At 70.4% G+C, this 26610-nt stretch carries 22 protein-coding genes and 1 pseudogene; 11 read left to right on the top strand and 12 right to left on the bottom strand.

The features are described from left to right. Window positions 1-140 precede the first annotated feature (140 nt). Window positions 141-1370, bottom strand: a complete 1230-nt coding sequence (tyrS, locus tag TX83_RS01850; protein WP_064746211.1) for a tyrosine--tRNA ligase — start codon at window positions 1368-1370, stop codon at window positions 141-143. 200 nt (window positions 1371-1570) lie between these two features. Here tyrS and TX83_RS01845 point away from each other — a divergent pair, with 200 nt between their 5' ends. Continuing rightward, the gene (locus TX83_RS01845; RefSeq protein ID WP_064746210.1) at window positions 1571-3034 is read left to right on the top strand and encodes a M23 family metallopeptidase; all 1464 of its coding nucleotides are present in this window, start codon (window positions 1571-1573) and stop codon (window positions 3032-3034) included. Between the two features lie 170 nt (window positions 3035-3204). Then, window positions 3205-4380 carry an anhydro-N-acetylmuramic acid kinase gene (locus TX83_RS01840; protein ID WP_261369976.1) on the top strand — a complete coding sequence of 392 codons (1176 nt, stop codon included), beginning with the start codon at window positions 3205-3207 and terminating at the stop codon, window positions 4378-4380. A 107-nt stretch (window positions 4381-4487) separates the two neighbouring features. On the opposite strand, the gene TX83_RS23135 is transcribed toward TX83_RS01840, so the two are convergent. From TX83_RS23135 to TX83_RS01825, 3 genes are all read right to left on the bottom strand, one after another. Next, the gene (locus TX83_RS23135; RefSeq protein ID WP_064746209.1) at window positions 4488-4817 is read right to left on the bottom strand and encodes a hypothetical protein; all 330 of its coding nucleotides are present in this window, start codon (window positions 4815-4817) and stop codon (window positions 4488-4490) included. Between the two features lie 151 nt (window positions 4818-4968). After that, the gene (locus TX83_RS01830) at window positions 4969-6363 is read right to left on the bottom strand and encodes an AmpG family muropeptide MFS transporter (RefSeq protein ID WP_064746208.1); all 1395 of its coding nucleotides are present in this window, start codon (window positions 6361-6363) and stop codon (window positions 4969-4971) included. Then, window positions 6353-7126, bottom strand: coding sequence for an exodeoxyribonuclease III (locus TX83_RS01825; protein ID WP_064746207.1), 774 nt, complete (start codon window positions 7124-7126; stop codon window positions 6353-6355). Before TX83_RS01825 ends, TX83_RS01830 begins: the two co-directional genes overlap by 11 nt. Before the next feature lie 59 nt (window positions 7127-7185). On the opposite strand from TX83_RS01825, the gene TX83_RS01820 reads away from it, so the two are divergent. The 3 genes from TX83_RS01820 (at window position 7186) to TX83_RS01810 (ending at window position 9212) form a co-directional block, all read left to right on the top strand. Beyond that, window positions 7186-7764 carry a GNAT family N-acetyltransferase gene (locus tag TX83_RS01820; protein ID WP_186442491.1) on the top strand — a complete coding sequence of 193 codons (579 nt, stop codon included), beginning with the start codon at window positions 7186-7188 and terminating at the stop codon, window positions 7762-7764. Then, on the top strand, window positions 7761-8423 hold the full coding sequence (pyrE, locus tag TX83_RS01815; protein ID WP_064746205.1) for an orotate phosphoribosyltransferase: 663 nt from the start codon (window positions 7761-7763) through the stop codon (window positions 8421-8423). The genes TX83_RS01820 and pyrE overlap by 4 nt, the downstream gene beginning before the upstream one ends. Window positions 8424-8561: 138 nt before the next feature. Further along, window positions 8562-9212: a hypothetical protein gene (locus TX83_RS01810; RefSeq protein ID WP_064746204.1), complete on the top strand. Its 651-nt coding sequence runs from the start codon at window positions 8562-8564 to the stop codon at window positions 9210-9212. Between the two features lie 130 nt (window positions 9213-9342). Here the strand turns inward: TX83_RS01810 and TX83_RS01805 are convergent, their stop codons facing one another. The 3 genes and pseudogenes from TX83_RS01805 to coaBC form a co-directional block, all read right to left on the bottom strand. Further along, window positions 9343-11640 (bottom strand): phosphomannomutase/phosphoglucomutase, encoded by a 2298-nt coding sequence (locus tag TX83_RS01805; protein WP_064746219.1) that lies wholly within the window; start codon window positions 11638-11640, stop codon window positions 9343-9345. A 184-nt stretch (window positions 11641-11824) separates the two neighbouring features. Beyond that, on the bottom strand, window positions 11825-12283 hold the full coding sequence (gene dut, locus TX83_RS01800) for a dUTP diphosphatase (RefSeq protein WP_064746203.1): 459 nt from the start codon (window positions 12281-12283) through the stop codon (window positions 11825-11827). 95 nt (window positions 12284-12378) lie between these two features. Continuing rightward, window positions 12379-13610 (bottom strand): annotated as a pseudogene (gene coaBC, locus TX83_RS01795) (bifunctional phosphopantothenoylcysteine decarboxylase/phosphopantothenate--cysteine ligase CoaBC). A 175-nt stretch (window positions 13611-13785) separates the two neighbouring features. Here coaBC and radC point away from each other — a divergent pair. The 4 genes from radC to TX83_RS01775 all read left to right on the top strand — a co-directional run bounded on the left by radC (window position 13786) and on the right by TX83_RS01775 (window position 18085). Continuing rightward, the gene (radC, locus tag TX83_RS01790; protein ID WP_064746217.1) at window positions 13786-14460 is read left to right on the top strand and encodes a RadC family protein; all 675 of its coding nucleotides are present in this window, start codon (window positions 13786-13788) and stop codon (window positions 14458-14460) included. A gap of 313 nt (window positions 14461-14773) precedes the next feature. After that, the gene (argS, locus tag TX83_RS01785; protein WP_064746202.1) at window positions 14774-16462 is read left to right on the top strand and encodes an arginine--tRNA ligase; all 1689 of its coding nucleotides are present in this window, start codon (window positions 14774-14776) and stop codon (window positions 16460-16462) included. Beyond that, a complete protein-coding gene (locus TX83_RS01780; protein ID WP_064746201.1) occupies window positions 16463-17434 on the top strand; it encodes an SPOR domain-containing protein in 972 nt (323 codons plus the stop codon). A 237-nt stretch (window positions 17435-17671) separates the two neighbouring features. Continuing rightward, window positions 17672-18085, top strand: a complete 414-nt coding sequence (locus TX83_RS01775; protein WP_064746200.1) for a hypothetical protein — start codon at window positions 17672-17674, stop codon at window positions 18083-18085. 46 nt (window positions 18086-18131) lie between these two features. Here the strand turns inward: TX83_RS01775 and TX83_RS01770 are convergent, their stop codons facing one another. From TX83_RS01770 to TX83_RS01755, 4 genes are all read right to left on the bottom strand, one after another. After that, window positions 18132-18983 carry an NAD(P)-dependent oxidoreductase gene (locus tag TX83_RS01770; protein ID WP_064746199.1) on the bottom strand — a complete coding sequence of 284 codons (852 nt, stop codon included), beginning with the start codon at window positions 18981-18983 and terminating at the stop codon, window positions 18132-18134. Window positions 18984-19178: 195 nt separating this feature from the next. Continuing rightward, window positions 19179-19433 (bottom strand): YciI family protein, encoded by a 255-nt coding sequence (locus TX83_RS01765; protein ID WP_064746198.1) that lies wholly within the window; start codon window positions 19431-19433, stop codon window positions 19179-19181. A gap of 10 nt (window positions 19434-19443) precedes the next feature. Further along, on the bottom strand, window positions 19444-21333 hold the full coding sequence (gene speA, locus TX83_RS01760) for an arginine decarboxylase (RefSeq protein WP_064746197.1): 1890 nt from the start codon (window positions 21331-21333) through the stop codon (window positions 19444-19446). An 83-nt stretch (window positions 21334-21416) separates the two neighbouring features. Then, window positions 21417-23258, bottom strand: a complete 1842-nt coding sequence (locus tag TX83_RS01755) for a M48 family metallopeptidase (RefSeq protein ID WP_186442490.1) — start codon at window positions 23256-23258, stop codon at window positions 21417-21419. A 174-nt stretch (window positions 23259-23432) separates the two neighbouring features. Here TX83_RS01755 and speE point away from each other — a divergent pair, with 174 nt between their 5' ends. Next, window positions 23433-24284 carry a polyamine aminopropyltransferase gene (gene speE / locus TX83_RS01750; protein ID WP_064746195.1) on the top strand — a complete coding sequence of 284 codons (852 nt, stop codon included), beginning with the start codon at window positions 23433-23435 and terminating at the stop codon, window positions 24282-24284. A gap of 539 nt (window positions 24285-24823) precedes the next feature. Then, window positions 24824-25363, top strand: coding sequence for a superoxide dismutase family protein (locus TX83_RS01745; RefSeq protein WP_075574938.1), 540 nt, complete (start codon window positions 24824-24826; stop codon window positions 25361-25363). 165 nt (window positions 25364-25528) lie between these two features. Here TX83_RS01745 and TX83_RS01740 read toward each other — a convergent pair whose 3' ends face one another. Further along, entirely contained in the window at window positions 25529-26509 is a 981-nt protein-coding gene (locus tag TX83_RS01740) for a YeiH family protein (protein WP_064746214.1), read from the bottom strand. Window positions 26510-26610: the final 101 nt, after the last annotated feature.

Here is a 26610-nt window from a genome sequence, read left to right as displayed (position 1 = left end):
CGCTACTGGCAGGACGGCAGCGGATCGGTCCGCAAATTCACCGCCAGGCCCGGAAACCATATGAACGAAAAAGGCCCGCGCAGTCGCGCGGGCCCATCGGGCGCTTGAATGGGCGCGCCCGGATCGGGCGTGCGGTCGCCTCAGGCGGCGATCAGGCGCACCCGGGCGAAATTGCGCTTGCCGACGGCCAGCACCCCCTCGAAGCCCGGGGCGAACAACTGCTGGGCGTCTTCGATCACGTTGCCGTCGATCCGCACCGCGCGCTCCTTGAGCTTGCGGTTGGCCTCGGAATTGCTCGGGGTCAGGCCGGCCGCGGTCAGCAGGGCGGCGATGCGCAGGCCCTCGGCGGGCACGCTGAGGTCGGTCAGCGGCAACAAGGCGGTGTCGCCCTCGCCGCGCACCGCGGCGTTCCAGCCGGCCACCGCCTGCTCGGCCGCGGCGGCGCCGTGGAACCGCGCCGCCAGTTCGCGCGCCAGGCGCAGCTTGAGGTCGCGCGGGTTGAGCTGGCCGGCCTCGATCTCGCCCTTCAGGCGCGCCGCCTCGGCGATGCCGATCTCGAAGCTGAGCAGGTCGATCCAGCGCCACATCAGCACGTCGTCGATCCTCATCGTCTTGGTGACGATATCGATCGCCGGCTCGTTGATGCCGATGTAGTTGCCCAGCGACTTGGACATCTTGTTGACGCCGTCCAGGCCTTCCAGCAGCGGCATGGTCAGCACGATCTGCGCCGGCTGGCCGTGGTGCTCCTGCAGGCCGCGGCCCATCAGCAGGTTGAATTTCTGGTCGGTGCCGCCGAGTTCGACGTCGCACTGCAGCGCCACCGAGTCGTAGCCCTGCACCAGCGGGTAGAGGAATTCGTGGATCGCGATGGGCTGCTGGGCGGCGTAGCGCTTGGCGAAGTCGTCGCGCTCGAGCATGCGCGCCACGGTGTGCTGGGCCGCCAGCTTGATCATGTCGGCCGCGCCCATCTGCCCGAACCACTCGGAATTGAAGCGGACCTCGGTGCGGTCCTTGTCCAGCACTTTGAACACCTGGTCGGCGTAGGTCTGGGCGTTGGCCAGCACGTCCTCGCGGGTCAGCGGCTTGCGGGTGACGTTCTTGCCGGTCGGGTCGCCGATCATTCCGGTGAAGTCGCCGATCAGGAAGATCACCTGATGCCCCAGGTCCTGGAACTGGCGCATCTTGTTGAGCAGGACGGTATGGCCCAGGTGCAGGTCGGGCGCGGTCGGGTCGAAGCCGGCCTTGATGCGCAGCGGGCGGCCCCCGGCCTTCATGGACGCGCCGAGCCGCGCCTCCAGCTCGTCGAGCTTGAGGATTTCGTCGGCGCCGCGGGCGATCAGGTCGAGGGTTTCTTGTACGGATGTGGACACGGGGGACTCTGGGACTCGTCGGGTCGGCCGCGGCCGCGCTTTGCGCAATCGGTCACGGATTCAGGTTAATTGGGAGTTAAACGAAAACGGCCTCGTTCGATGCGAAAACCCCATTCAGCTCAAGGGTTTGACGCGTACAACTCGCGTGTCTATGGTAACGCCGCAACGCGGCCTTCACACCTCGAACGAGGGATCGATCCATGACAGTACCCGAGCAGGCTTCCAGTGTGGGCGCCGAACGACGCGAACGCCTGAAAGCCCTGCGCGAGGCCGCGCTTCGACGCCCCGTGCTGGCGCGTCATATTTCCGATGGTTTCAACGGCCGCTGGTCGGGCCGCCAGTGGGTGCAGGCCGGCCTGTTCGCGACCCTCGGCATGATGGTCGCGGCGATCGTGCCGGGCTTCAGCCAGCCCGCGCCGACCCTGCGCGCCCATGAGCCGCGCCAGTCGCTGGCGCTGGCTCTGCCGCCGCTGCCGCTGGCGCGGGTGCGCGGCCAGAACGGCGACAGTTGGCAGTTGGTCCGGGTAGGCCGCGGCCAGACCCTGGGCTCGGTGTTCGAGGATCTGGAGATCCCGGCCTCGACCCTGAGCAAGATCCTCGAACAGCCCGGCGCGAAAGATGCGCTGACGCGGATGAAACCCGGCACCGAACTCGCGTTCGACATGCCGGTCGACGGCAGCCTGCGCACCTTCCGCTACGACCGCGACGACAGCCACCGCATCGAGCTGAGCATCGCCGGCGACAAGATCACCCAGAAAGTCATCAACCGACCGACCGAGACCCGCACCGTGGTGCTCAGCGGCAAGGTCGGCAAGTCGCTGTTCCGCTCGGCGCGCAAGGTCGGCCTGACTCCGGCCAACATCAACACGCTGACCGACGAGATCTTCAAGTACGACATCGACTTCAACGAAGACGTCGGCGCCGACGACCGCTTCAGCGTGGTGGTCGAACAGACCTGGCGCGAAGGCGAGTTGCTCAAGACCGGCCCGGTGCTGGCGGCGACCTTCACCAGCGACGGCAAGCTGCACACCGGTTTCCGCTTCGAGCGCGGCGGCAAGGCCGAGTACTTCACCGGCGACGGCCGTCCGCTGAAGAAGAGCTTCATCCGCATGCCGATCCCCTACGCCCGCCTGACCTCGGGTTTCGGCTCGCGCCGTCACCCGGTGCTGGGCCGGATCCGCATGCACACCGGCGTCGACTACGCCGCCGGCACCGGCACCCCGATCATGGCCGCCGGCGACGCGCGGGTGCAGTTCGTCGGCTGGAAGGGCGGCTACGGCCGTGCGGTGATCCTCGATCACGGCCGCGGCTACACCACTCTGTACGGGCACATGTCCAACTTCGGCCGGGTCAAGCCAGGGCAGCGCATCGGCCAGGGCACGGTGATCGGCTACGTCGGCAGCTCCGGCCTGGCCACCGGCCCGCACCTGCACTACGAATTCCGCATCAACGGCGTGCACCGCAATCCGCTGTCGATCACCATGCCGCCGCCGGAGCCGCTGAGCGGCATGGCGCTGGCGCAGTTCCGCACCCAGACCAGCGTCGCCCTGGCGCGCATTCGCCAGGTCGAGAACATCATCTACGCCGATGCGGGCCCGGCCCCGGCCGCGCCGGCCAAGACGGCGGCCAAGACGACGGCGAAGAAGAAGACCACGCGGGCCTGAGCGGCCGCCGCGGGTACGCAACGAGAGCCTCTTCGGAGGCTCTATTTTTTTGCGCCAGTTGTTAGCCTTCCACGATGGGACACAGGGAAGCCGCGCCGTGACTGAAACCTCTTCGACCCGCTCGGACGCCGGCGCGGGCCTGCCGCCCTCCGGCCTTTGGGAGCCTCGTCGTGGCTGAAACCTCCTCGACCCGCTCGGACGCCGGCGCGGGCCTGCCGCCCTCCGGCCTTTATCTTGGACTGATCTCCGGCACCAGCGCCGACGGGATCGATGCGGCGCTGGTGCGTTTCGCCGCCGGCACGCCGACCCGTTGCGAACTGGTGCTGGGCCGCACTTATGCCTGGGAAGCGCGGCTGCGCGAGCGCTTGGTCGAACTCGGCCAGGGCGGCGATGCGCGCGCGCTGGAAGAACTGGGCACGCTGGACGTGCAGGTCGCCGAAGCCTTCGCCGACGCCGCCACCGCGCTGATCGGCGAAGCCGGGATCGCCGCGGACGCGGTTGCCGCACTGGGCTCGCACGGCCAGACCGTGCGCCATCGCCCGGCCGGCGCCGGCTACGACGGTCGCCACCCCTTCACCTGGCAGATCGGCGACGGCGCGGTGATCGCCGAGCGCAGCGGCATGACCACGGTGGCCGACTTCCGCCGCCGCGACGTCGCCGCCGGCGGCCACGGCGCGCCGCTGATGCCGGCCTTCCACGCCGCCCTGCTGCACGACCCCGGCGAGGATCGGGCAGCGCTCAACCTCGGCGGCATCGCCAACTTCACCCTGCTGCCGGCGCGCGGCGAGGTGCGCGGCTTCGATACCGGGCCGGCCAACTGCCTGCTCGACGCCTGGGCGCTGCGCCACCTGGGCACGCCCTACGACGCCGACGGCCGCTTCGCCGCGTCCGGCGCGGTCGACGCCGGACTGCTCGCGCGCCTGCGCGGCGAACCCTGGTTCGCCCTGCCGCCGCCGAAGAGCACCGGTCGCGAACAGTTCCACCTGACCTGGCTGGAGGCGCAGTTGCGAGGCGGCGAGGCGCCGCAGGACGTGCAGGCGACCTTGCTGGAACTCAGCGCGATCACCGTCGCCGACGCCCTGCGCGCGCACCAGCCGGCGACCCGACGGGTGCTGGCCTGCGGCGGCGGGGTGCGCAACGGCGCCTTGCTGGCGCGGATCGCGGCGCACCTGCCCGGGGTGACGGTGGAATCGACCGCGGCTTATGGCCTGGACCCGGACTTCGTCGAAGCGATGGGCTTCGCCTGGCTGGCGCGGCAGACCCTGGCCGGGCTGCCCGGCAACCTGCCCAGCGTCACCGGCGCGCGCGGGCTGCGCGTACTCGGCTGCGTGCACCCGGTGGCCTGAGCCGCTGCGGGCGGCGGCGCAGGCCGGGCAGGCGGATTCGCCTGTCGGGACGGGGCGACCGCCCTGGGCGCTGCGATGCTGAACGTTGCGGTGCGCGCGGCGCGGGCTTAGGCCGGATCGCGGTCGAGGCGGTACTCGTCCAGCAGGTCCAGGCCGCTCAGGTCCGGCCCGACGGGCTTGGGCGCGACCGGCTCGGCGCGGCCGATCTTGGAGAAGCCCGGATCGCTGGGGATGCCCTCCAGCGCGGCGATGGCCTGCTGCAGGGCGATCGCGTCGGAATCGTCGAAGCGGCCGACCATCTCGGCCTCGACCGCGAACAGGCCGTTCTCGATCAGGTACAGCGCGGTACGCGGCAGACTCCAGCCGCGCGTTTCCGCGACCCGACGGATGCGGTCGGCCAAAACGCCGTCGAGGTTGTGCAGGATGATGTCGGTCACTGCCGGGAAAGGTGCCACCGCACACTGACGACCGCAACACAAAGTTGGCGGATTCGTGTTCAGGTACTCGACTGCCCCCGGCGCCGCGCCGATCCGGCACCGCCGTGCCGCCGTTTCGGCGAGACGGGAACGCCGTTCAGCCGCCCCGTCTTCAGCCGGCTGCCGCGGGCGGGCGGCGCAAGGCCAGCACGATGCACAGCACCAGCGCCGGCACGCCGATCAGCGCAGTGCCGACGAAGAACAACGAATAGGCTTCCAGCAGGCTGCGGTCCAACGCCAGGTGCTCGACCGCCACCCCAGACAGCCCCTTGAGCAGCTTGCCGAGCAGGGCGTAGAACGAACTCAGCAGGGCGTACTGGGTGGCGGTGTAGCCGACGTTGGTCAGGCTCGACATGTAGCCGACCAGGGCCACGCCGGCGTAGCCGTTGCAGAAGTTGTCGATCACCATCGCCGCGGTGAACACGCCCGGGTCGTTGCCGTGGATGGCCAGGTAGGCGAAGGCCAGGTTCGAACCCGGGCCGAGCACCGCGCCGGCGAGCAGGGTCGGAATGAAGCCGAAGCGGACCGCGGTCAGGCCGGCGGCGGCGACCCCGGCGATGGTCGCGACCAGGCCGAACGAGCCGCGCACCGCGCCGACGGTTTCCTTGGCCACGCCAAGGTCGGCGTAGAACGGATTGGCCATCGGCCCGAACAGGAAGTCCGGCAGGCGATACAGGCTGATGGTCAGCAGCATCAGCAGCGCCCAGTGGCCGTGCTGACGGAAGAAGGCCACGAACGGACCGACCAGGGCGTCGAACAGGCCCTGCAGCGTGAACAGCGCCGGATGCGGCACGGCCGCGGCCTGCAGCGACGCGGCCGGCTCGCGCGCGATCAGGGTCGCCAGCACGCCCACGCCCATCAGCGCCGCCATCGCGCCGTAGGACAGCGACCAGCCGGCCTGCGAGGCCAGGATCAGGATCAGCGAGTCGGTCACCAGCAGGGCGCCGCGGTAGCCCAGGGTCGAGGTCGAAGTCAGCAGGCCCTGCTGCTCGGGATTGGAAGCGCTCTCGATGCGCCAGGCGTCGATGACGATGTCCTGGGTCGCCGAGGCGAAGGCCACCACCAGCGCCAGCGCGCCGAACACCAGCAACTGATTCAGCGCCACTCCGCCGAGCAGCAATTGGCCCTGGCGCGGCTCGACCAGGGCCATGCCGATCAGGGCGACGGCGGCGACCACCTGGGTCAGCAGCATCCAGCCGCGACGCCGGCCCAGCCAGCGGCCGACCACGGGGGCGTCGAGTTTGTCGACCAATGGCGCCCACAGGAACTTCAGCGAATACGCCAGGCCGACCCAGGACAGGAAGCCGATCGTCGACAGCTCGATGCCGTTCTCGCGCATCCAGAAGCCGAGGGTGTTGCCGACCAGGTAGATCGGGATGCCCGAGCTGAACCCGAGCAACAGCATCACCAGCACCTTGGGCTCGCGCAGGTTGGCCAGCACCAGGCGCCAGCCCTTGCGCGCCGGCGCCGCCGCGCGCGCGCCCGCGGCGCCGGCCTCAGAGGTCATAGTCGACGACGAAGGGGGCGTGGTCGGAGAAGCGCGGCTCCTTCAGGATCGAACAGCCGCGCAGCCGATCGCGCAGGCTCGGAGTGGCGAACTGGTAGTCGATCCGCCAACCCACGTCGTTGGCGCGCGCCGCGCCGCGGTTGCTCCACCAGGTGTAGTCCTGGCCCTCGGCCTTGAGCGTGCGGTAGGCGTCGACCCAGCCGCTGTCGTCGGCGCACACGCCGTTGAGCCAGTCGCGTTCGGGCGGCAGGCAGCCGGAGTTCTTCTGGTTGCTGGTCCAGTTCTTGATGTCCAGGCGGCTGCGCACGATGTTCCAGTCGCCGCACAGCACGTAGTCGCGGCCGCTGGCCAGCCACTGGTCGAGAATGGGCTTGAGCCATTCCATGACTTCGAACTTGAAGCCCTGGCGCAGCTCGCCGGACGAACCGGACGGGATGTAGAACGAGACCACGCTGAGGTTGCCGTAGCGCGCCTCGATGTAGCGGCCCTCGTCGTCGAACGGGGCCCAGCCCAGCGCGGTGCGGACCTCGTCCGGCTCGCGCTTGGAGTAGATCGCCACGCCGCTGTAGCCCTTCTTGGTGATCGCGTCGCGGAAGAAAGCGCAGTAGCCGTCGGGCAGGAAGGCCGGGCCGGCCAGCTGGTGCTCCTGGGCCTTGGTTTCCTGAACGCAGAGCACGTCGGCGTCCTGGGTCTTGAACCAATCGAAGAAGCCCTTGGTCGCGGCCGAGCGCAGACCGTTGGCGTTGAAGCTGATGATGCGCATGCGCGCTCCACGTCAGGGGTGCGGGGATCATAACAACGGGCACGGGTATCATGCCGGCCATGTCCTCGCCCCCGGCCTTTCCGACCGCCCCGCCGCCGGCGACCGCCGATGCGCCTGTGCGCGTCGTGGCGGTCGACGCCGCGCTGGCGCCGGCGGTGCGCGCATTGCAGGTCGCGCCCGAACAATGGCCCTTCGTCGGCGACGCGAGCGCCAACCTCGATCAGGCCTGGGCCGATCCGGCCAGCGAGGCGATGGCGATCCTTGCCGGCGAGCGGGTGATCGGTTTCTACCGCCTGGATTTCGCGACGGCCGCGATCGCCGGCCGCGCCTTCGCCGAACCCAGCGTCGGTCTGCGCTCCTACGTCGTCGACCGCGATGCGCAAGGCCGCGGCTACGGCCGCGCGGCCATCGCCGCCTGCCGCGACGACGTGCGCCGACGCCATCCGCAGCGGCGTTTGTTGGCCCTGACCGTCAACGTCCGCAATGCCGCCGCCATCGCCGCCTACCGCAAGGCCGGCTTCGCCGACACCGGCGAGCTCTACCACGGCGGCAGCGCCGGGCCGCAGCACCTGATGCTGCTGCGCCTGCAGTCGGCTGCCGATTCCTCTTCCCCCGATCCCGTTCGCGACGCCCCATGACCGACCACCGCTCCCGTTTCCTGCAACTGGCCCTCCAGGCCGAGGCCCTGCGCTTCGGCGAATTCACCCTGAAGTCCGGCCGGGTCAGCCCGTACTTCTTCAACGCCGGCCGCTTCGACTCCGGCGCCCGCCTGGCCGGCCTGGCGGCGTGCTACGCCGACGCGATCGAGCAGCACGGCCTGCAGTTCGACCTGCTGTTCGGCCCGGCCTACAAGGGGATTCCGCTGGCGACCGCGCTCGGCTGCGAATACGCGCGCCGCGGCCGCGACCTGCCGTTGGCGTTCAATCGCAAGGAGGCCAAGACCCACGGCGAGGGCGGCACCCTGATCGGCGCGCCGCTGGCCGGGCGCCGGGCGCTGATCGTCGACGACGTGATCACCGCCGGCACCGCGATCCGCGAGGCCCTGGGCCTGATCGGCGCGGCCGGCGGCGAAGTCGCCGGGATAGTCATCGCCCTGGACCGGCAAGAAGCCGTGGACCCGGCACAATCCCGACGCTCGGCGGCAGAAACTGTCGCAATCGAACACGGCTTGCCCGTGATCTCGATCGCCGGTCTCGACGACCTGCTGGCCTTCACCGGCGAAAGCGCGGAATTCTCCACGCAGCGCGAACGCTTGCTGGCCTACCGTGCCGCCTACGGCCGCGGCGACGCGGCCTGAACGGTCTTCCGCGGCGACCGGCGCGCCGGCGCCGCGGGATCGAACCGTGACCGCTGCCGCAACCGGCGCGCATGCCATGGCCCGACTCTTGCTTGGTTTTGCTCGAATGACCGCGGGTTCCGACGGTACGAGGGCGCTATGAACCGAATCCCATCCCTGACCGCGGCTGCCGTGCTGCTGGCGCTGGCCTTGCCGTTCGCCGCCGGCGCCCAAGAGCAGACCGCGAAGAAGAAGCTGTACTGCTGGAACGAGGGCGGCCGCAAAGTCTGCGGCGACGCCCTGCCGGCCACGGCGGTGGACAGCGCGCGCACCGAGATCAGCTCGCGCAGCGGTCTGCCGGTGGGCCAGGTCGGGCGCGCCCTGACCCCGGAAGAGCGCATCGCCGCCGATCAGGCCGCGCGCGCGGCGCGCAGCGCGGCGATGGCGGAAGAGGCGAAGAAGCGCCGCGACCACGCCATGGCCGAGTCGTATTCGACCGAGGAAGAGCTGCGCAATTCCTTCCAGGAGCGGATCATCCTGCTCGACGAGACGGTCAAGGCCTCACGGCTCGGCATCGAGGGCCGTCGCCAGACCCTGCTGAGCCTGCTGCGCAAGGCCGGCGAAGCCGAGCTCGGCAACAAGCCAGTCGACAAGTCGCTGGCCGACAACATCCGCCACCAGCACGACGAGCTGCTGCGCCAGCAGGATCTGCTCAAGCAGCAATTGGTCGAACGCAGCCTGGCCGACGAAGACCTGGCCACCGCCCTGCTGCGCTACCAGTCGATGCGCAAGCGTCCCGGCCAAGGCTGAGCCGAGCGGCCGGCGGCCGGACGGTTTCGTCGCCGGCGCCGTCGTCCCAACGAAAACGCCGCGGCCAGGCCGCGGCGTTTTGCTGGGTTCCTCGCCGGCGGCGCCAGTGGCGCCGCCTTAGGCACGACGCTCAGAACGGCAAGGCCAAATCCGGCTTGAGCGCCAGCAACTGCTCGCGGAACGCGTCCTGGATCCGCTTCAACGCCTCGACGTTGTCGGCGTCGAAACGCATGACCAGGATCGGGGTGGTGTTGGACGCGCGCACCAGGCCCCAACCGTCGCTGAAGTCGACCCGCAGGCCGTCGATGGTGGACAGCCGCGCCCCGTCGAAGCTGGCCTCGTTGCGGAAGCGCTCGACGAAGCTGTGCGGGTCGCCGTTGGGTGCATCGACCTTGATCTCCGGGGTCGAGATGCCGTTGGGCAGGGCGTTGAGGGTCTCGCTCGGGCTCTGCGGCTGCGCGGCGAGGATCTCGAGCAGACGCGCGGCGGCGTAGATGCCGTCGTCGAAGCCGTACCAGCGTTCCTTGAAGAAGAAGTGGCCGCTCATTTCGCCGGCCAGCTCCGCATCGGTCTCGCGCATCTTGGCCTTGATCAGCGAGTGCCCGGTCTTCCACATCAGCGGGCTGCCGCCGTGGCGCAGGACATGGCCGGGCAAGCGGCCGGTGCACTTGACGTCGTAGATGATCATCGCGCCGGGGTTGCGTTCCAGCACGTCGGCCGCGAACAGCATCAGCAGGCGGTCCGGGAAGATGTTCTGGCCGTCGCGGGTGACCACGCCCAGACGGTCGCCGTCGCCGTCGAAGGCGATGCCGAAGTCGGCATTGAGGCGGCCGACCATCTTGATCAGGTCGTTGAGGTTGTGCGGCTCGCTCGGATCGGGGTGGTGGTTGGGGAACTCGCCGTCGATCTCGCAGTACAGCGGCGTGACCTCGGCGCCGATCGCCTCCAGCACGCGCGGGCCGACATCGCCGGCCACGCCGTTGCCGGCGTCGACCACGACCTTGAGCGGGCGGTCGATCTGGATGTCCGAGGCGATGCGCTGGACGTAATCCTCGGAAATGTCGCGATGGCTCAGCTGGCCCGGCTCCTGCGCGGTGTGCAGGCGGCCGCCGACGATGCGGCGGTAGAGGTCGGTGACGGCGTCGCCGGACAGGGTCTCGCCGCCGACCACGATCTTGAAGCCGTTGTAGTCCGGCGGATTGTGGCTGCCGGTGACCGAAACGCAGGAGCCGGCGCGCAGGTGATAGGCGCCGAAGTACACCACCGGCGTCGGCGCCATGCCGATGTCGACGACGTTGCGCCCGGCCTTGCGCAGGCCGGCGATCAGGCCTTCGACCATCGTCGGGCCGGACAGGCGGCCGTCGCGGCCGACCACGATCTCGCTGAGCCCCTGCTCCTGCATCACCGTGCCGATGGCGTGGCCGATCTTCTCGGCGACGCCCGCATCGAGGCTGCGTCCGACCACGCCGCGGATGTCGTAGGCGCGGAAGATGCCCGGATCGACGGCCAAGGGACCGGATGCGGCGGCTTGCGAGGATGGGGTCATGTCGTGAGCGTCCGGCTGGGGAGAGGCCGATATGGTCTCAGCCAGCGTCTGAACCGGACCTTCGTCCACCGCCGGCGGCGGCGCGTTGAAGCGTTGACGCAGGCGCGCCAGCACGAACCCGAGCACGGCGAAAATCACCGCGGCGATGAAGCAGGGAATCGCGCCCAGGCCGAACGGCCCGCCGGCCACGTCGGGCACCGCCGCCGCCACGCGCAGGTCGCTGCCGGGGATCTTGGCGGCGAGCGCTTCGGCGCCGTTGCCGAGCGCGGTGTCGCCGCGCTCGATCACGCTGAATCCGCCCTGGCGCAGGGCCAGGTAACTGCTGCCGTCGACCGGCGCGTTCTCCAGCGCGGCGCTGATGCGCTGCAAAGGCAGCTGCAGATACGCCACGCCGACCAACTGCTCGCCGACCCGGGCCGGCGCGGCCAGGGCCAGCACGGGCTTGCCGCCGGCGCGCACGATCGAGGCCATCGGCTTGTCGGCGACCATCGCCGCTTCCATCGCCGCCAGCCGGCCGTAGCCGCCCTTCGGCAACTGGGCGTAATCGGGGGCCAGATCCTGAGCCAACACCTCGCCCTCGCTGGCCCCGGCCCAGCCGCGGGTCAGCTGCGCCGAGGCGGCGGCGAAATCGCCGGCCTGCAGCGCGGCCTGCATGTCCGCCGCGGCCAGGCGCTCGCGCAAGCGCTTGTGCTCGACTCCGAGCGCGTTGTGCGCCTCGCCCACCGCCTGGTCGCGCAACTGGCTGATGTCGGCGCGGCGCTGGGTGTCGACATGCTGCTGCACGCCGCTCCAGCCCAACCACAGCGCCAGCACCAGGCTGACCGCCGCCAACGGCACCAACGCCGGCTTGAGCTGCGCGGCGCTGATCTGCGGTTTTTCCATCTTCAGATCGACCATTCCAAGATCCTTTCCCCTGTCTGTGCTACGCGCACGACCCGTTCAGTGTGCACCGGAGGCGGCGACCGATTCCGTCGACTACGCCTCGCGCCGAGCTAGCAGGCCGCGCGCCCCGCACATTCCTAGCAGGTTGCGTGCCATCGCCCCCCGGCGCCGGCCCGCCTTGCGCTCAACGCACGCCGGTATGGCCGAAGCCGCCGGCGCCGCGCTCGCTGCTTTCGAACTCCTCCACCACCTGCAGGCTGGCGCGCACGATCGGCAGCACCACCAGCTGGGCGATACGGTCCCCCGGCTGCATCGTAAAAGCCTCGCGGCCGCGATTCCACACACTGATCAGCAGCGGCCCCTGGTAATCGGCGTCGATCAGGCCGGTGCCGTTGCCGAGCACGATGCCGTGCTTATGGCCCAGCCCGGAGCGCGGCAGGATCACCGCGCACAGGCCAGGGTCGCCGAGGTGGATCGCCAGGCCCGAGGGCACCAGGGCGGTGTCGCCGGGATGCAGGACCAGCGATTGGTCCAGCGCGGCGCGCAGGTCCAGGCCGGCGCTGGCCGCGGTGGCATAGCTCGGCAGCGGCCATTCGCCGCCGTGGCGCGGGTCGAGGATCTTGATTTCCAGGGTGTGGTGCATCGAAAGCGTTCCGCTGAGAGAAAAGAGTCGGTCCGGCCCGCGCTGCGGCGCCGGCCCCGGGCCGCACGGGCGGCGGAAAGCGGGCTGGCGCGGCGTCAGGCCGGCCAGCGTTCCAGGATCAGGTCGAGCAGGCGGTCGGCCAGCTCGGTCTTCGGCGCCGGCCCCAGCGCGCGTTCGCCATCGATCCAGTACACGGTCAGGGCGTTGTCGTCGCTTTCGAAGCCGCTGCCGGCGACGCCGACGCGGTTGGCGGCGATCAGGTCGACGCGCTTCTTCTCCAGCTTGCCGCGGGCGTAGAACTCGACATCGTGGGTCTCGGCGGCGAAACCGACCACCAGGGTCGGCCGCTGCGCGTGCACGGCGACCTCGGCCAGGATGTCCGGAGTACGCACCAGCGCCAGGGTCAGCTGCTCTTCCTTCTTCTTGATCTTGCCCGGGGCGACCTCGGCCGGCGCGTAGTCGGCGACCGCCGCCGCGCCGATGTAGGCGTCGGCCGGCAGCGCGCCGATCACGGCCTCGCGCATCTGCCGCGCCGAACGCACGTCGATGCGCTCCACGGCGGCCGGGGTCGGCAGCGACACCGGGCCGGCGATCAGGGTCACCCGGGCGCCGCGGCGCGCGGCGGCCTCGGCGATGGCGAAACCCATCTTGCCGCTGCTGCGGTTGCCGATGAAGCGGACCGGGTCGATGTCCTCGAAGGTCGGCCCGGCGCTGACCACCAGCCGGCGACCGGCCAGGTCGCGCAGGTCGCGTTCGCCGCCGCTCATGCGCCGGCTCCGGCCAGCGCAGCGACCAGCTCGTGCGGTTCCAGCAAGCGGCCCGGCCCCGATTCGGGTTCGGCCATGCGGCCTTCGCCGGGGCCGAAGAAGCGGACTCCGCGGCTGCGCAGGGTGGCGACGTTGGCCTGGGTGGCCGGGTGCCCCCACATCCGATGATTCATGGCCGGCGCGATGGCCACCGGCGCCTCGGACGCCAGGCACAGGGTGCTGATCAGGTCGTCGGCGAAGCCGTGGGCGAGCTTGGCGATCATGTCGGCGGTGGCCGGCGCGATCAGGATCCGCTGCGCCCAGCGCGCCAGTTCGATATGGCCCATCGCCAGCTCCGCCGCCTCGTCCCACAGCGAGGTGCGCACCGGATGGCCGGACAGGGCCTGGAAGGTCGCGGTGCCGACGAAACGGGTCGCGTTCTCGGTCATCGCCACGCGCACCTGAGCGCCGGCATCCTGCAGGCGGCGCACCAGGTCGGCGGCCTTGTAGGCGGCGATGCCGCCGCAGACGCAGAGCAGGATGCGCTGGTCGTGCAGCGTGGGTTGGGAATCTGGCGCCATGTTCGGCAGGGGCTCTTCGATACGGTGCGGACAACGGACACTGAGCGGGGGAACGTGATGCGGTCGCGACGGCACTCGCGTCGGCCGATCCCTACCCTGCTCCGGGCACCTAGCTTACCCGATGCGCCGGATCCGCCCGATGGCCGCCCCGGCCGGCGCCGCGGAGGCTGTGCGCATGAGAATCCACGAATGGCCCAGCGCGGAACGGCCGCGCGAAAAACTCCTGGCCCGCGGCGCCGGCGCGCTGTCCGACGCCGAGCTGCTGGCGATTTTCCTCGGCTCGGGCCTGCGCGGCCAGGACGCGGTCGGCACCGCCCGTAGCCTGCTCAGCCGCCACGGCCCGCTGCGCGCCTTGCTCGAACAGCCGCCGGCCCAGCTGATGCGCATGCGCGGAATCGGCGCCGCCCGCGCCTGCGCGCTCAAGGCCGCGCTGGAGCTGGCCTCGCGCAGCCTGCACGCCGAGCTCGAACGCGGCGCGGCCCTGTCCGACCCCGGCTCGGCCGGGTTGTATTTCGCCCAGCGCCTGCGCGGCCTGCAGCACGAAGTGTTCGCGGCCATGTTCCTGGACGCGCGGCACCGGGTGATCGGCTTCGAGGAGCTGTTCCAGGGCACGGTCGACGGCGCCGAGGTGCATCCGCGCGAGGTGGTGCGGCGCGCGCTGCAACGCAACGCCGCGGCGGTCATCGTGGGTCACAACCACCCCAGCGGCAATGCCGAGCCCAGCCAGGCCGACCGCCAGGTCACCGCCCGGCTGCGCCATGCCCTGTCCCTGGTCGATGTGCGCCTGCTGGATCACTTCGTGGTCGGCGACGGTCGGCCGGTGTCGATGGCCGAGCGCGGCTGGATGTAAGGCGACGAACGAATGCAGGGCCGTAGCGGGCGGGTCGCCGGGGGCATGGCGGAAGGAACGACGGACGGGGCGAGCGCCGACGCCAACGGGAGACGAGCGGGCAAAGGCGAGGGTGCGGGTACGCTCCGGGTCGGGCACCGCATTCTCGGCATGACCGGCAGCGCAGCGATCGCGGGCCGGCGTCGGAAGAGCCGGTCTTCACTCATTCCTCACCCCTGTGTCCTCACTTCTATCGCCGTCGCCGCCGCCCCGGGCAGCGGCGGAAGCTAGTAAAATGCCCGGTTCCGTAACGCCCGCGAACACGCCCATTCCCGTGAAAGCCACCCTTCAAGCGCTCGTCGCGCAGGCCATTGACGCCCTGCGCTCCGCCGGCACCCTGCCGGCCGATCTGCCTGCGCCCGATTTCGTCATCGAGCGTCCCAAGACCCGCGCCCAGGGCGACTTCTCGACCAACGCCGCGATGCTGCTGGCCAAGCCGGCGCGCGCCAATCCGCGCGAGATCGCGCAGAAGCTGGTCGATGCGCTGCCGGCCAACGCCGACATCGCCCGGGTCGAGATCGCCGGGCCGGGCTTCATCAATTTCCATGTCGACGAATCCGCCTGGCGCCGCCAGCTCGGCGAAGTGTTCGCCGACGGCGCCGGCTACGGCCGCAACGCCAGCGGCGGCGGCCGCCGCGCCGGGGTCGAGTTCGTCTCCGCCAATCCGACCGGTCCGCTGCACGTCGGCCACGGTCGCGCCGGCGTGATCGGCGACTGCATCGCCCGCGTGCTCGCCGCCAACGGCTGGGACGTGGCGCGCGAGTTCTACTACAACGACGCCGGCGTGCAGATCAACAACCTGGCGATCTCCACTCAGCTGCGCGCGCGCGGCCTCAAGCCCGGCGACGAAGGCTGGCCGGAAGCGGCCTACAACGGCGACTACATCGCCGACGTCGCCCGCGCCTATCTGGACCGCGCCACGGTCGAATTTGAGAACCACGCCGTCACCGGCAAGGGCGACATCGACGACCTCGACGCGATCCGCCAGTTCGCCGTGGCCTACCTGCGCCGCGAACAGAACGAGGACCTGGCCGCGTTCGGCGTCGGCTTCGACGTCTACTTCCTGGAAAGCTCGCTGTACGAGCAGAACAAGGTCGAGGAGACCGTGCGCGAGCTGGTCGCGCACGGCCACACCTACGAGGAAGGCGGCGCGCTTTGGCTGCGCAGCACCGACTTCGGCGACGACAAAGACCGGGTGATGCGCAAGTCCGACGGCACCTACACCTACTTCGTGCCGGACGTCGCCTACCACCTGAGCAAATGGCAGCGCGGCTACGAGCGCGCGATCACCGAACTGGGCTCGGACCACCACGGCAGCCTGGCGCGCGTGCGCGCGGGCCTGCAGGCGCTCGACCAGGGCATTCCGCCGGGCTGGCCCGAGTACGTGCTGCACCAGATGGTCACGGTGATGCGCGGCGGCGAAGAAGTGAAATTGTCCAAGCGCGCCGGTAGCTACCTGACCCTGCGCGATCTGATCGACGAAGCCGGCCGCGACGCGGTGCGCTGGTTCCTGATCGCGCGCAAGCCCGATTCGCAGCTGACTTTCGACATCGACCTGGCGCGTTCGCAATCGCTCGACAACCCGGTCTACTACGTCCAGGTCTCGCATGCGCGCATGTGCGGCCTGATGCGTCAGTTGGCCGAACGCGGCCTCAGCTACGATCAGGCCGACGGCCTGGCCCAGCCGCTGGACCTGAACGACGCCGCCGCGCACGAGCTGGTGGTCACCCTGTTGCGCTACCGCGACGTGGTCGCGGCCGCCGGACGCGACCTGGAACCGCACCAGATCGCCGCTTATCTGTTGGAATTGGCGCAGACCTTCCAGACGTATTACAACGATCACCAGTTCCTGGTCGACGACGCCCATCAACGCCATGCGCGCCTGGTCCTGGCGATGGCGACCAAGCAAGTCCTGGCGAACGGTCTCGAGCTATTGGGGGTCCAGGCCCCGGAGGTGATGTAAGTGGCTGCACGTCGCGGAAAGTCCCAGGCCAAGCGCAACCATCAGAGCAACGAGAGCCTGCCCGGCTGGGCCTGGGGCGTGCTCGGGTTGTTGCTGGGCGTGGTCTTGATCCTGGTCGCGCCGAAGTTCCTCAAGTCCGAAGGCGACGGTTTCTTCCGTCCGCAGCCCAACCCCGACGCCCAGCCGGCGGCGGTGGCGGCCGACGAGGAATCCGTCGCGCCCGAAGGCGATACGCCTGCGCGCGCGGCCGCCGGCGAGCGCGCGCAGGCCGCCAAGGCCGAGCCGAAGGCCGCCGAGGCCAAGGACACCGACTACGACTTCTACACCCTGCTGCCGGGCAAGGAAGTCGAGATGAGCGATGCCGAACTCGCCGCGACCGAGGCCGCCGAGGAGCAGCGCCGCGCCGCGCAGCAGCGCCGCGCCAACCAGGCCGCCGCCACCCAGATCGCGGCGAACGGCTCGTCCGGCCAGACCGCGCCGGCGGCGACACCGGCCCGGCCGTTGCCGGCGCCGGTCGCGTCCAATCCGCAGCCCGCCGCGCAACCGGCGCAGAACGCGCCGGCCACGGCCAGCCTGCCCAAACCGGTCGACACCATCGCTCCGCCGCCGGCACGGCCGAACGCCGCCGCCCAGATCGCGGCGTCCGCTCCCGTCGGCGCGACGCCCAAGCCGCCGAGCGTCTCGGCCAGCCAGGGCGCGGCGGCCAAACCGGCCGCCGCGGCGGCCGCGATCGACGACAAGACCCGCTACCTGCTGCAGGCCGGCGCCTTCCAGGCGTCCGGCCAGGCCGAGGAGATGAAGGCCAAGATCGCCATGCTCGGTCTCGGCGCCCGGGTCGAGTCGGCGCAGATCGGCGGCAAGACCGTCTACCGCGTGCGCATGGGGCCCTACGGCACCGCCGGCGACCTGGCCGAGGCCAAGCGCAAGCTCGCCGACGGCGGGCTGCCGGGGATGGCGATCAAGGTGCAGTAAGCGCCGCCGCATCGCGAACGACGTACAGGCCGGGCCTAGCGCCCGGCCTTTGTTTTTTCGTCGACCGCACGCGGACGACATCGGCCGCCGGGCAGCGCCCGGCGCCGCCGAGGTGACGCCGCACGTCGGCGCAGTGACGCCTTCCGGCAGTGCGTGCCGTCACAGCGCGACGTCGGTCACCCTGATCGTCACTTCCGGCCTATTAGACTTCGCCGGCTAGTCGTCGTTGGGGAAGTAATGAACAAGCGCGTATTGAACGGCTGCCTCGGTGCGGCAGGCCTGTTGTTGCTGTTCGCGATGGTCACCAAGCTGTCCGGCCTGGACGCCCGGCAGATGATCGAAACCGGTGCCGGCGCGATTCCGTTGCTCGATATCGCCGCGGCCCTGGTGGCGATGGGGGTCGGCGGCGCGATCGCGCGCCATGCGCAATTCCGCTGGATCGCCCTGTTGCTGATGGTCGCGATGTGGACCCTGACCCTGTTCGCGGTGGTATCGATGGCCCTGCCCGACAGCCCGCCGCCCATGCGCAGCATGTTCGGCGCCCTGCGCTACAACGCGATCGCGATCGTGCTGACCGTGGTGGCCGCGTTCGTCGGCGCGGTGCTCGGCGAACGCCTCGGCCGCGGCCGGTTCGGCGCGCCGGCGCATTGAACCGGTCGCTGCGGCGCGCGCGCCGCAGCCTTCGCCCGGATGCGGCTCAGCCTCGCTTGAGCGCGATCAGCGCGGAGGTATCGGCTTCGCCGTAGCCGCGCTCGATCAGTTCGGCGTAGTCGGCCAGCGCCTGCTCGATGGTGTTGGTGCGCACGCCGCTGTCGCGGGCCATGCCGTGGACGATGCGCAGGTCCTTGAGCATGTGCAGGCACTTGAAGCCCGGCGCGAATTCGCTGCGCAGCATGGTCTCGCCGCGCTTTTCCAGGAACCAGTTGCCGGCCGCGCCGGCCATCAGCGTCGGCAGCAGCCGTTCCGCGTCCAGGCCCAGCTTTTCGCCGAGGGCCAGGCCTTCGCACACCGCTTCGTTGATCCCGGCCACCAGCACCTGGTTGACCGCCTTGGTCGCCTGGCCCGCGCCGGTCTCGCCCATGTGGGTGATGCGCGCGGCATAGGCGCCGATCACCTCGCGCACGCGCTCGAGCTGGGCGGCGTCGCCGCCGACCATGATCGACAGCTTGCCGTTGCGCGCGCCCTCGGCGCCGCCGGACACCGGCGCGTCGAGGAAGCCGATGTCGTGCACCGCCAGCAGCGCCGCCGCACGGCGCGCGGTTTCCACCGACACGGTCGAGTGATCGACCACGATCGCCCCGGGCTTGAGCACCTCGGCCAGCGCAGTCACGTTCTCCAACACGTCGGCGTCGAGCGACACGCACAAGATCACCACGTCGCAGTCGGCGAAGTTGGCCGCGGAGCGGGCCGCGCGCACCTCCAGCTCGGCCGCCAAAGCGTCGGCCCTGGCCTGCGTCCGATTGCCGACCGCGGTCAGCATGCCCTTGCCGTGAACGTGCCGCGCCATCGGCGCGCCCATCGCTCCCAGACCGATCACCCCTGCTTTCATTTCGACCTTCTGCCCGTGCGGGCGCTTATGTTGCAAAAACTGAATGGAGCATCGACCGCGAAACCGGACCGGACACGGCCGGCGCGCACGCCGATCTTTTCATGGACGGCGGCGGCGCGCCCGGGTCCGCGGACCGCAGCCGTGCGGATACGTGAACGCTTCAGCGCCGATTCGGTGAAACCGGTCCGACGCCGCTCAGGCCGCCTGCCACTCGAACACGTCGATCCGCGACGAGCCGGTCAGGTGCAGCGGATCGCCGAACGCCAGCACCCGCGCCTCGTCGATGTCGCTGGCGCGCAGCACGTAGGCCCCGCCGCTCTTGTCGGAAAAACCGCCGGCCAGCTCCAGCCGGCCCCGATCGCGCAGGCCGTCGAGGAAATCGCGGTGCGGACCGATCTGCGCCGTGTCGAACTGCGGCAGGCGCATGGCCATGACCAGATAGCGGTTCATCGTGTCGTCCTCAGGCCAGCGGCGCGTCGTCGAGATAGGTATAGCCGGTCAGCCCCGCCTCCAGCGCCTGGTCCAGGCGCTGCGCCTCGTCGGCCGGCAGGTTCGCCGCCGCGACCTTGGCGCGGTAGGTCGCGCGCAGGTCGGCCAGCTTGTAGCCGACGTAGTCGAGCATGACGTCGGTGGTGTCGCCGCGGCGCTGCTGCGCCAGCCGGTAACCGTCGCCGTCGACGCGCACTTCGACCGCGTCGGTGTCGCCGAACAGGTTATGGATGTCGCCGAGAATTTCCTGGTACGCGCCGACCAGGAAGAAGCCGAGCCGGTAGCTCTGGCCCGGATTGAGCGTGTGCAGCGGCAGCGAGCTGTCCAGGCCCTCGGTTTCGACGTAAGTGTCGATCTTGCCGTCGGAGTCGCAGGTCAGGTCGGCGATCACGCCGCGCCGCGACGGCGCCTCGTCGAGGCGCTCGATCGGCGCGATCGGGAACACCTGGTCGATCGCCCACACGTCCGGCATCGACTCGAACACGCTGAAATTGACGAAGTACTTGTCGACCAGGCGCTCGTTGAGCTCGTCGAGCAGGTCGCGATGGCTGCGCTCGCCCACGTCCAGGCGCGCGCGCACCGCATGGGCGATGGCGTAGAACAGGTCGTCGATGCGCGCGCGATGGGTCAGGTCGATCTGGCCCAGCGCGTACAAAGACAGGCCCTCGCCGTGATGATGTTGGGCCTCGTGGAAGAGTTCCACCGCCGGGCGCTGGTCGAGTTCGTCGTGGATCTCGCGCAGATGGCGGATCACCGCCGGCTCGTCCTCGTGCGCCGGCGGTACCCGGCCTTCCGGCGCCTCCTCGATCTCCGAGACGTTGGCGACCAGCACGGCGTGATGCGCGGTCATCGCGCGGCCGCATTCGGTGACCAGGCGCGGCGGCGCCAGGCCGTATTCCTGGCAGGCTTCGGCCAGCGGCTGGACGATGTTGGAGGCGTACTGGTTGACGCCGTAGTTGATCGAGCAATAGCTGCGCGAGCGGGTGCCTTCGTAGTCGATGCCCAAGCCGCCGCCGACGTCCATGTAGCGCACCTTGGCGCCGAGCTTGGACAGTTCGACGAAGTAGCGGGTCGCCTCGCGCATGCCGTTGGCGATGTCGCGCACGTTGGAGATCTGCGAGCCCATGTGGAAGTGCAGCAGGCCCAGGCAGTCCTGCAGGCCGTTGTCGCGCAACTGCTTCCACAGATCCAGCACCTGGCGCGGGCTGAGGCCGAACTTGGCCTTGTCGCCGCCGCTGTTCTGCCATTTGCCGGCGCCCAGCGAAGCCAGGCGCATGCGCACGCCGAGGCCGGGCTTGACGCCCAGGGCCTTGGCCTCCTCGAACACCAGCGCCAGCTCCGACGGCTTTTCGACCACGATGAAGGTCTCCATGCCCAGCTTGCGCCCGATCAGGGCCAGGCGGATGTACTCGCGGTCCTTGTAGCCGTTGCAGACGATCAGCCCGCCCGGCCGGCTCAAGGCCAGCACCGCCATCAGTTCGGGCTTGCTGCCCGCTTCCAGGCCGAAGCCGTCGCCGGCGTGCGAGGCCAGCGTGCCGGCCACGCCGTGATGCTGGTTGACCTTGATCGGGTACACCGCGGTGTAGCCGCCGGCGTAGTCCCAGTCCTGCATGGCCTGGGCGAACGCGGCCTGCAGCTTGCCCAGGCGGTCGCCGAGGATGTCGGGGAAACGCACCAGCACCGGCAGCTTGGCGCCGGCGGCGCGTGCCGCATCGACCACCTCGGGCAGGACCACGGTCGGGCCGCGCTCGCCGCGCGGCTTGACCACGATGCGGCCGGCGCCGTCGATGTCGAAATAGCCCTCGGACCAATGCGGAATCGAATAGGTCTTGCGGGCCTGATCGAGCGACCAGTCGGACATCGGCGTGCTACCAGCGTGCGGGGAGGAGCGGGCATTCTAGCGTCGTCCGCCCCCCGGGTCCCGCCCGGCGGGGGCGTCCGCGCTCAGCCGCGGACGTAGTCGGGCCCGCCCAACGCCTGGATCCGCTTGGCCACGGCCCGTTCGGCGCCGGCGTCCAGGACGATGCACGAGCCCGGCAGCTCGATCGCGTCGACCACCTTCTGCAGCGCGCCCGACTGGCTCCAGCGCCAGCCGCGGGTTTTCACCAGCACCACGTAATGCGGCACGCCGCTGTCGTCGCCCGGGATCGCCTTGCGCGCGATCCAGGCACGGGCGACGTTGCCGGCGCGTTGCAGCCCGGTCACGGCCACGGCAAGCGCCTGCGGCGCCAGCGCATGCGGCAGGAACTCGTCCTTGGCGCCGATCTGCTCGCGCGCCTGCAAGGCCAGCGCGCGTTGGCGCTGCAAGGCTTCGATCCGACGCCACACGGCCTGGTGGCCGGCTCGGTCGCCGATCTCGCGGTAATGGCGCTCCAGCACCGACAGGCCGGACTCGAGCAGGCGCGGGTCCAGGGCGATGGCGCGCTCGACATGGTCGACGCCGGCGACGTCGTTGCGCGCCAGCAGCCAGGCGCCGTAGCGGCCATGGCTGAGCGCGTGCTCCGGCAGGGCCTGCAGCGCGGCGCGATAGAGCGGGCCGACATCGCTGTCCGGCCGCAACTGCTCGACCAGCGAAGCGTACTCGGCACGCTCCTCGCCGCTGAGCGCGTCCGCGCGCGCGTCGAGTTCGCTCAGCCGGGCCTGATCGTCGGCATGCCGCAGGTGGCTTTCGCGCCACTGCGGCCCGGCCTGTTCCTGCCATTCCCGGCTGAACTGCCGCTCCAGCGCGTCGGCCAGCGGGCCGAGCAGGACCTGCGCCGCATCGGCCGCCGGCGCCGCAGGCGGCGCGGGCGTCTGCGCCAGGGCCTGCAGACGCTGGCTCAGGGTCGGATGGGTGTCGTCCAGGTCCGGCGCCCGTCCCAGCAATTCCTGCAGCCGCGCCGGCGCCTGCGGGTCCGGCTGGGCCAGGTCGGCCGCCATGTCGCGGAACAACAGCGCCGGCGGCTCGGGCTGGGCCGGCACGCGGCCCTGCACGGCCGGCCAGAAGTCGCGCTCCAGGCGCGCGTCGCTCAAGCCCAGCCGCTGCAGAGCCTGCGCCAGCGGCGCCGCGCCGACCACCCGCGCGGCGGTGGCGTCGGCATCGTATTCCTGTGCCCGGGCCAGCACGAAGCTGTAGGCGTCGAAGTAGGGCGCGTACCAGCCGAAGAAGCGCACGAACGCCGCGGTCGTCCAGGAGCGCCGCTCGGCCAGGCCGTGCAGCACCCGGTACCAGCCGGCGCGCACGCGGTAGATCCAGCCGGAAAACCGGCTGTGGCCGCCGCCGAAATGACCGAACTCGTGCGCGATCACCGCCGCGAGCTGGTCGCGGTCGAGCAGTCGCATCAGCGGCAGGCCGAGCACCAGATAGTGCTCGTGGCCGAGCAGGCCGAGCGCGCGCGGCACGCTGGCCGCACCGGCGTTGAGCGAGGAATCGAGCAGGATCGCGCGCAACGGCGGCGCTCCGGCCTCGCGGCGCAGGCGCTCGATTTCGGCTTCCAGGGCCGGTGCCTCGCCCGGCTGCAGCGCGTGGCCGGCCGGCGGCTCGAACTTCACCCACAGCGCCTTGAGCATGAAGCCGCCGAAGGCGACCGGAATCCACACCACCTTGATCAGCTTGAGCAGCAGCAAGGGACTGATCGCGACCAGCGCGGCCACCAGCCCGACCGACAGGCCCAGCGCCAGCAGCACGCTGCCGCCCAACACCGCAAAGCCCAGTGCGGCCAGCAGGCCGAGCTTGAACTTGTACGTCCCCGGCGCCCGCTGCGCCTGCGCTTCCAGCCGACCCACCAATTGCCGGTATCGCTCCATGGTCGCCATCCCGGCGCTCCCCTTTCCCTGAATGCGGTCATCATAGACCCGGCCCGCCGCCGCAGGCGCCTGCATTACAGTCCCTTACAATATCGCCCCCTCGCCTTCCCGCCGCGCCACCGTCATCGGCGCGGCTTACCCTGGAAGCGCGTCCCGTCACCGGAATCCATCGGCATGAGCAGCAACACCTCCTGGCATTACGAAAACTTCGACCCGACCGGTTCGTCGATCGGCTATCGGATCACCCGCAAGCTCGACGAGGTGCAGTCGCCGTTCCAGAAGATCGAGATCTACGAGACGACCGACTGGGGCAACCTGATGCTGATCGACGGCGCGGTCATGCTGACCACGCGCGACAACTTCCTCTATCACGAGATGATGTCGCACCCGGCGCTGTTCACCCATCGCGCGCCCAAGAACGTGGTCATCATCGGCGGCGGCGACTGCGGCACCCTGCGCGAAGTGCTCAAGCACGACGGTGTCGAAGAGGCCGTGCAGTGCGACATCGACGAGCAGGTCACGCGCATGGCCGAGAAGTGGTTCCCGGAACTGTGCGAGCGCAACGCCGACCCGCGCGCGCAGCTGCTGTTCGACGACGGCATCGCCTACATGGCCAACCGTCCGGCCAACAGCGTCGACATCGTCATCGTCGACTCCACCGATCCGGTCGGCCCGGCCGAAGGCCTGTTCAACAAGGCTTTCTACGACAGCTGCTTCCGCGCCCTGCGCGAGGACGGCATCCTGGTCCAGCAGTCCGAGTCGCCGCTGATGCTGCTCAAGCTGATCCAGGAAATGCGCACCGAAATGGGCAAGGCCGGCTTCCGGACCTTCAAGACCCTGCCGTTCCCGCAGCCGTGCTACCCGACCGGCTGGTGGAGCTGCACCCTGGCGCGCAAAGGCGACGGCTTCGAATTCCGCCAGGCCGACGCACAGGCCAAGGGCTTCGCGACCCAGTACTACAACGCCGGTATCCACCAGGGCGCGCTGTCGACTCCGGCCTTCGTCGCCGAAGCGCTGGGCGAGTAAACGCCGCAGCCGCCCGTCCGGCGCCGATGCGGCGCCGGACGACGCACTCGAGTCCGGCAGGCGCCGGGCTCCGCGCCGCCCGAAACCGTGCCTTGCGCAACGCAATGCACGTATTGCGTGCCCGCCGCGCACGCACGCAACCGCGCCAACGGCTCGACGGCCTCGGTCGCCAAACTGCGCGAACCGCTTTTGCGCTCGCACCGCTCGCGAGAGGTGTGCGGGCGCTTGGATTGTGCGACTTCAGGCGCGCGAGCCCGATAGAGCCCATGCATATGTACCGTTGAAACAATCTATTTCCCAAATGGGAAATCGCCCCGCATCGTAGCCCGCAGACACCGGGCACTCGACGAAGCCGCCGCATCGCACTGGCGATCGGCGGCCCGAACTCGCATTCGGCATCTCCTCACGCACACCGATGCAGGCGCGCGACTCGCCTGCCGAGCAGCGCCCCGCTGTTTCGGCCTGCCTCGACGTTGGATGGAGCGGCGACGGCGACCGATGCGCCCGCACGCTTTGAGTCACAGCCGACAGGAGTATGTATGTCCCAGATTCTGCGTTCCGCCTCGATCGTCGCCGCGCTCGGGGTCGCCGCCTGCAGCGGCCAGGCCAGCCGTCCCGCCCCTGCGCCGTCCGCGACGGTGGAGATGATGCCGGCCTCCGGCAGCCGGGTCAGCGGCAAGCTGGTCGTGCGTCCGAAGGGCGACCGGATGTACGTGAGCGGCGAGATCGCCGGACTGGAACCCGGCAGCACCCATGCCATCCACATCCATGAGAAAGGCGATTGCAGCGCCGCCGATGCCAGCAGCGCCGGCGGCCATTTCAATCCGGCCGGGCAACCGCACGGCCAGGTCGAGCATGGCGCCCATCACGCCGGCGACATGAACAATCTGGTCGCCGATGCCAAGGGCGTGGCCAAGGTCGAAGCCTACGCCAGCGGCGTGGCGCTCGGCGGCGGCGCGGCCAACGACATCGCCGGCCGCGCGGTGATCGTTCACGCCGCGCCGGACGACTACAAGAGCCAGCCGACCGGCAATGCCGGCGCGCGCCAGGCCTGCGGCGTCATCGAACTCGCGCTCTGAGCGATCGCAGCGATCCGCGTGGATCGCTGCGACGGCGCTCTTTGCCGACGATACGAGCGCCAGCCTGCGCTGCGAACACGTGCCGGCCAATGCCGGCAGCGCGTGCACGCCGGTGGCGATGCGCCGTGTCCGCCAGGCCGGCGGGCGTCGCTGCGCCCTCGCCGCTCAGCCGAACAGCTTCGCCGCGCCGACGTTGAACGCATACCCGCCCACCGTCAGCACGCCGAACAGGATCGCCGCCAGCAGCATCGGCTTGGCGCCGGCCTGCTTGATCGCGCCGACATGGGTGCGTAGCCCCAGCGCCGCCATCGCCATCGCCAGCAGCACGGTATCGAGCTGCACGATCGCCGCCTTCGCCGTCGCCGGCAGCAGATGCAGCGAGTTCAGTCCGCTGACCGCGACGAAGCCGAGCGCGAACCAGGGGACCACGATCTTCGACGCGCGCGCGGCGCCGTCGGCCGCGCCGACGCGCGAAGACAGCAGCAACAGGAACGGTGCCAGCAGCATCACCCGCAGCATCTTCTCGATCACCGCCGCCGAGGCCGCGGTCTCGCCGACCGCGCGCCCGGCCACCACCACCTGGGCGACTTCGTGGATGGTCGAACCGGCGTAGACGCCGTAAGCGTGTTCGCTCAGGCCCAGATACGGATACAGCCACGGGTACGCGAACATGCCGACGGTGCCGAACACCACCACCGTCGCCACCGCCACCGACACCTTGTGCGCTTGCGCGCGCACCACCGGCTCGGTCGCCATCACCGCCGCCGCGCCGCAGATCGCGCTGCCGGCGCCGATCAGCATCGACGTCTCGCGGTCGAGCTTGAGCCAGCGCGTGCCCAGCCAGGTGGCCAGGCCGAACACGCTCGCCACCACCACCGCATCGATCGCCAGCCCGGCCCAGCCCACCCCGGCGATTTCCTGGAAGGTGACCCGGAAGCCGTACAGCACGATGCCCAGCCGCAGCAGCCGTGCCTTGCAGAAGTCCACACCGCTGCCGGTGGCCGGCGCCAGCGCCGGGAAGAAGGTGTTGCCGGCGGCGATGCCGAGCACGATGGCCAGGGTCAGCGCGCTCAAGCCCAGCCCCTGCAGCGCCGGCAACGTGGCCAGGCCCATCGCCGCGGCGGCGATCGCGCCGGTCAGCGCCAGCCCCGGCCAGAACCCGTGCTGCCGGTGAACCCCGAGCGGGGCGGCGGGGGCGGACGAGGTCGGATTCAGGGCGGACACGGTGGCGGGCTCCGGCGGAAACT

This window comes from Lysobacter antibioticus HS124, assembly GCF_000336385.2.
In the GTDB taxonomy this organism is placed as follows: Bacteria; Pseudomonadota; Gammaproteobacteria; order Xanthomonadales; family Xanthomonadaceae; genus Lysobacter; species Lysobacter firmicutimachus.
The sequence above is the reverse complement of the archived record's forward strand: the minus strand, read 5'-3'. Positions and strand labels throughout refer to the sequence as shown.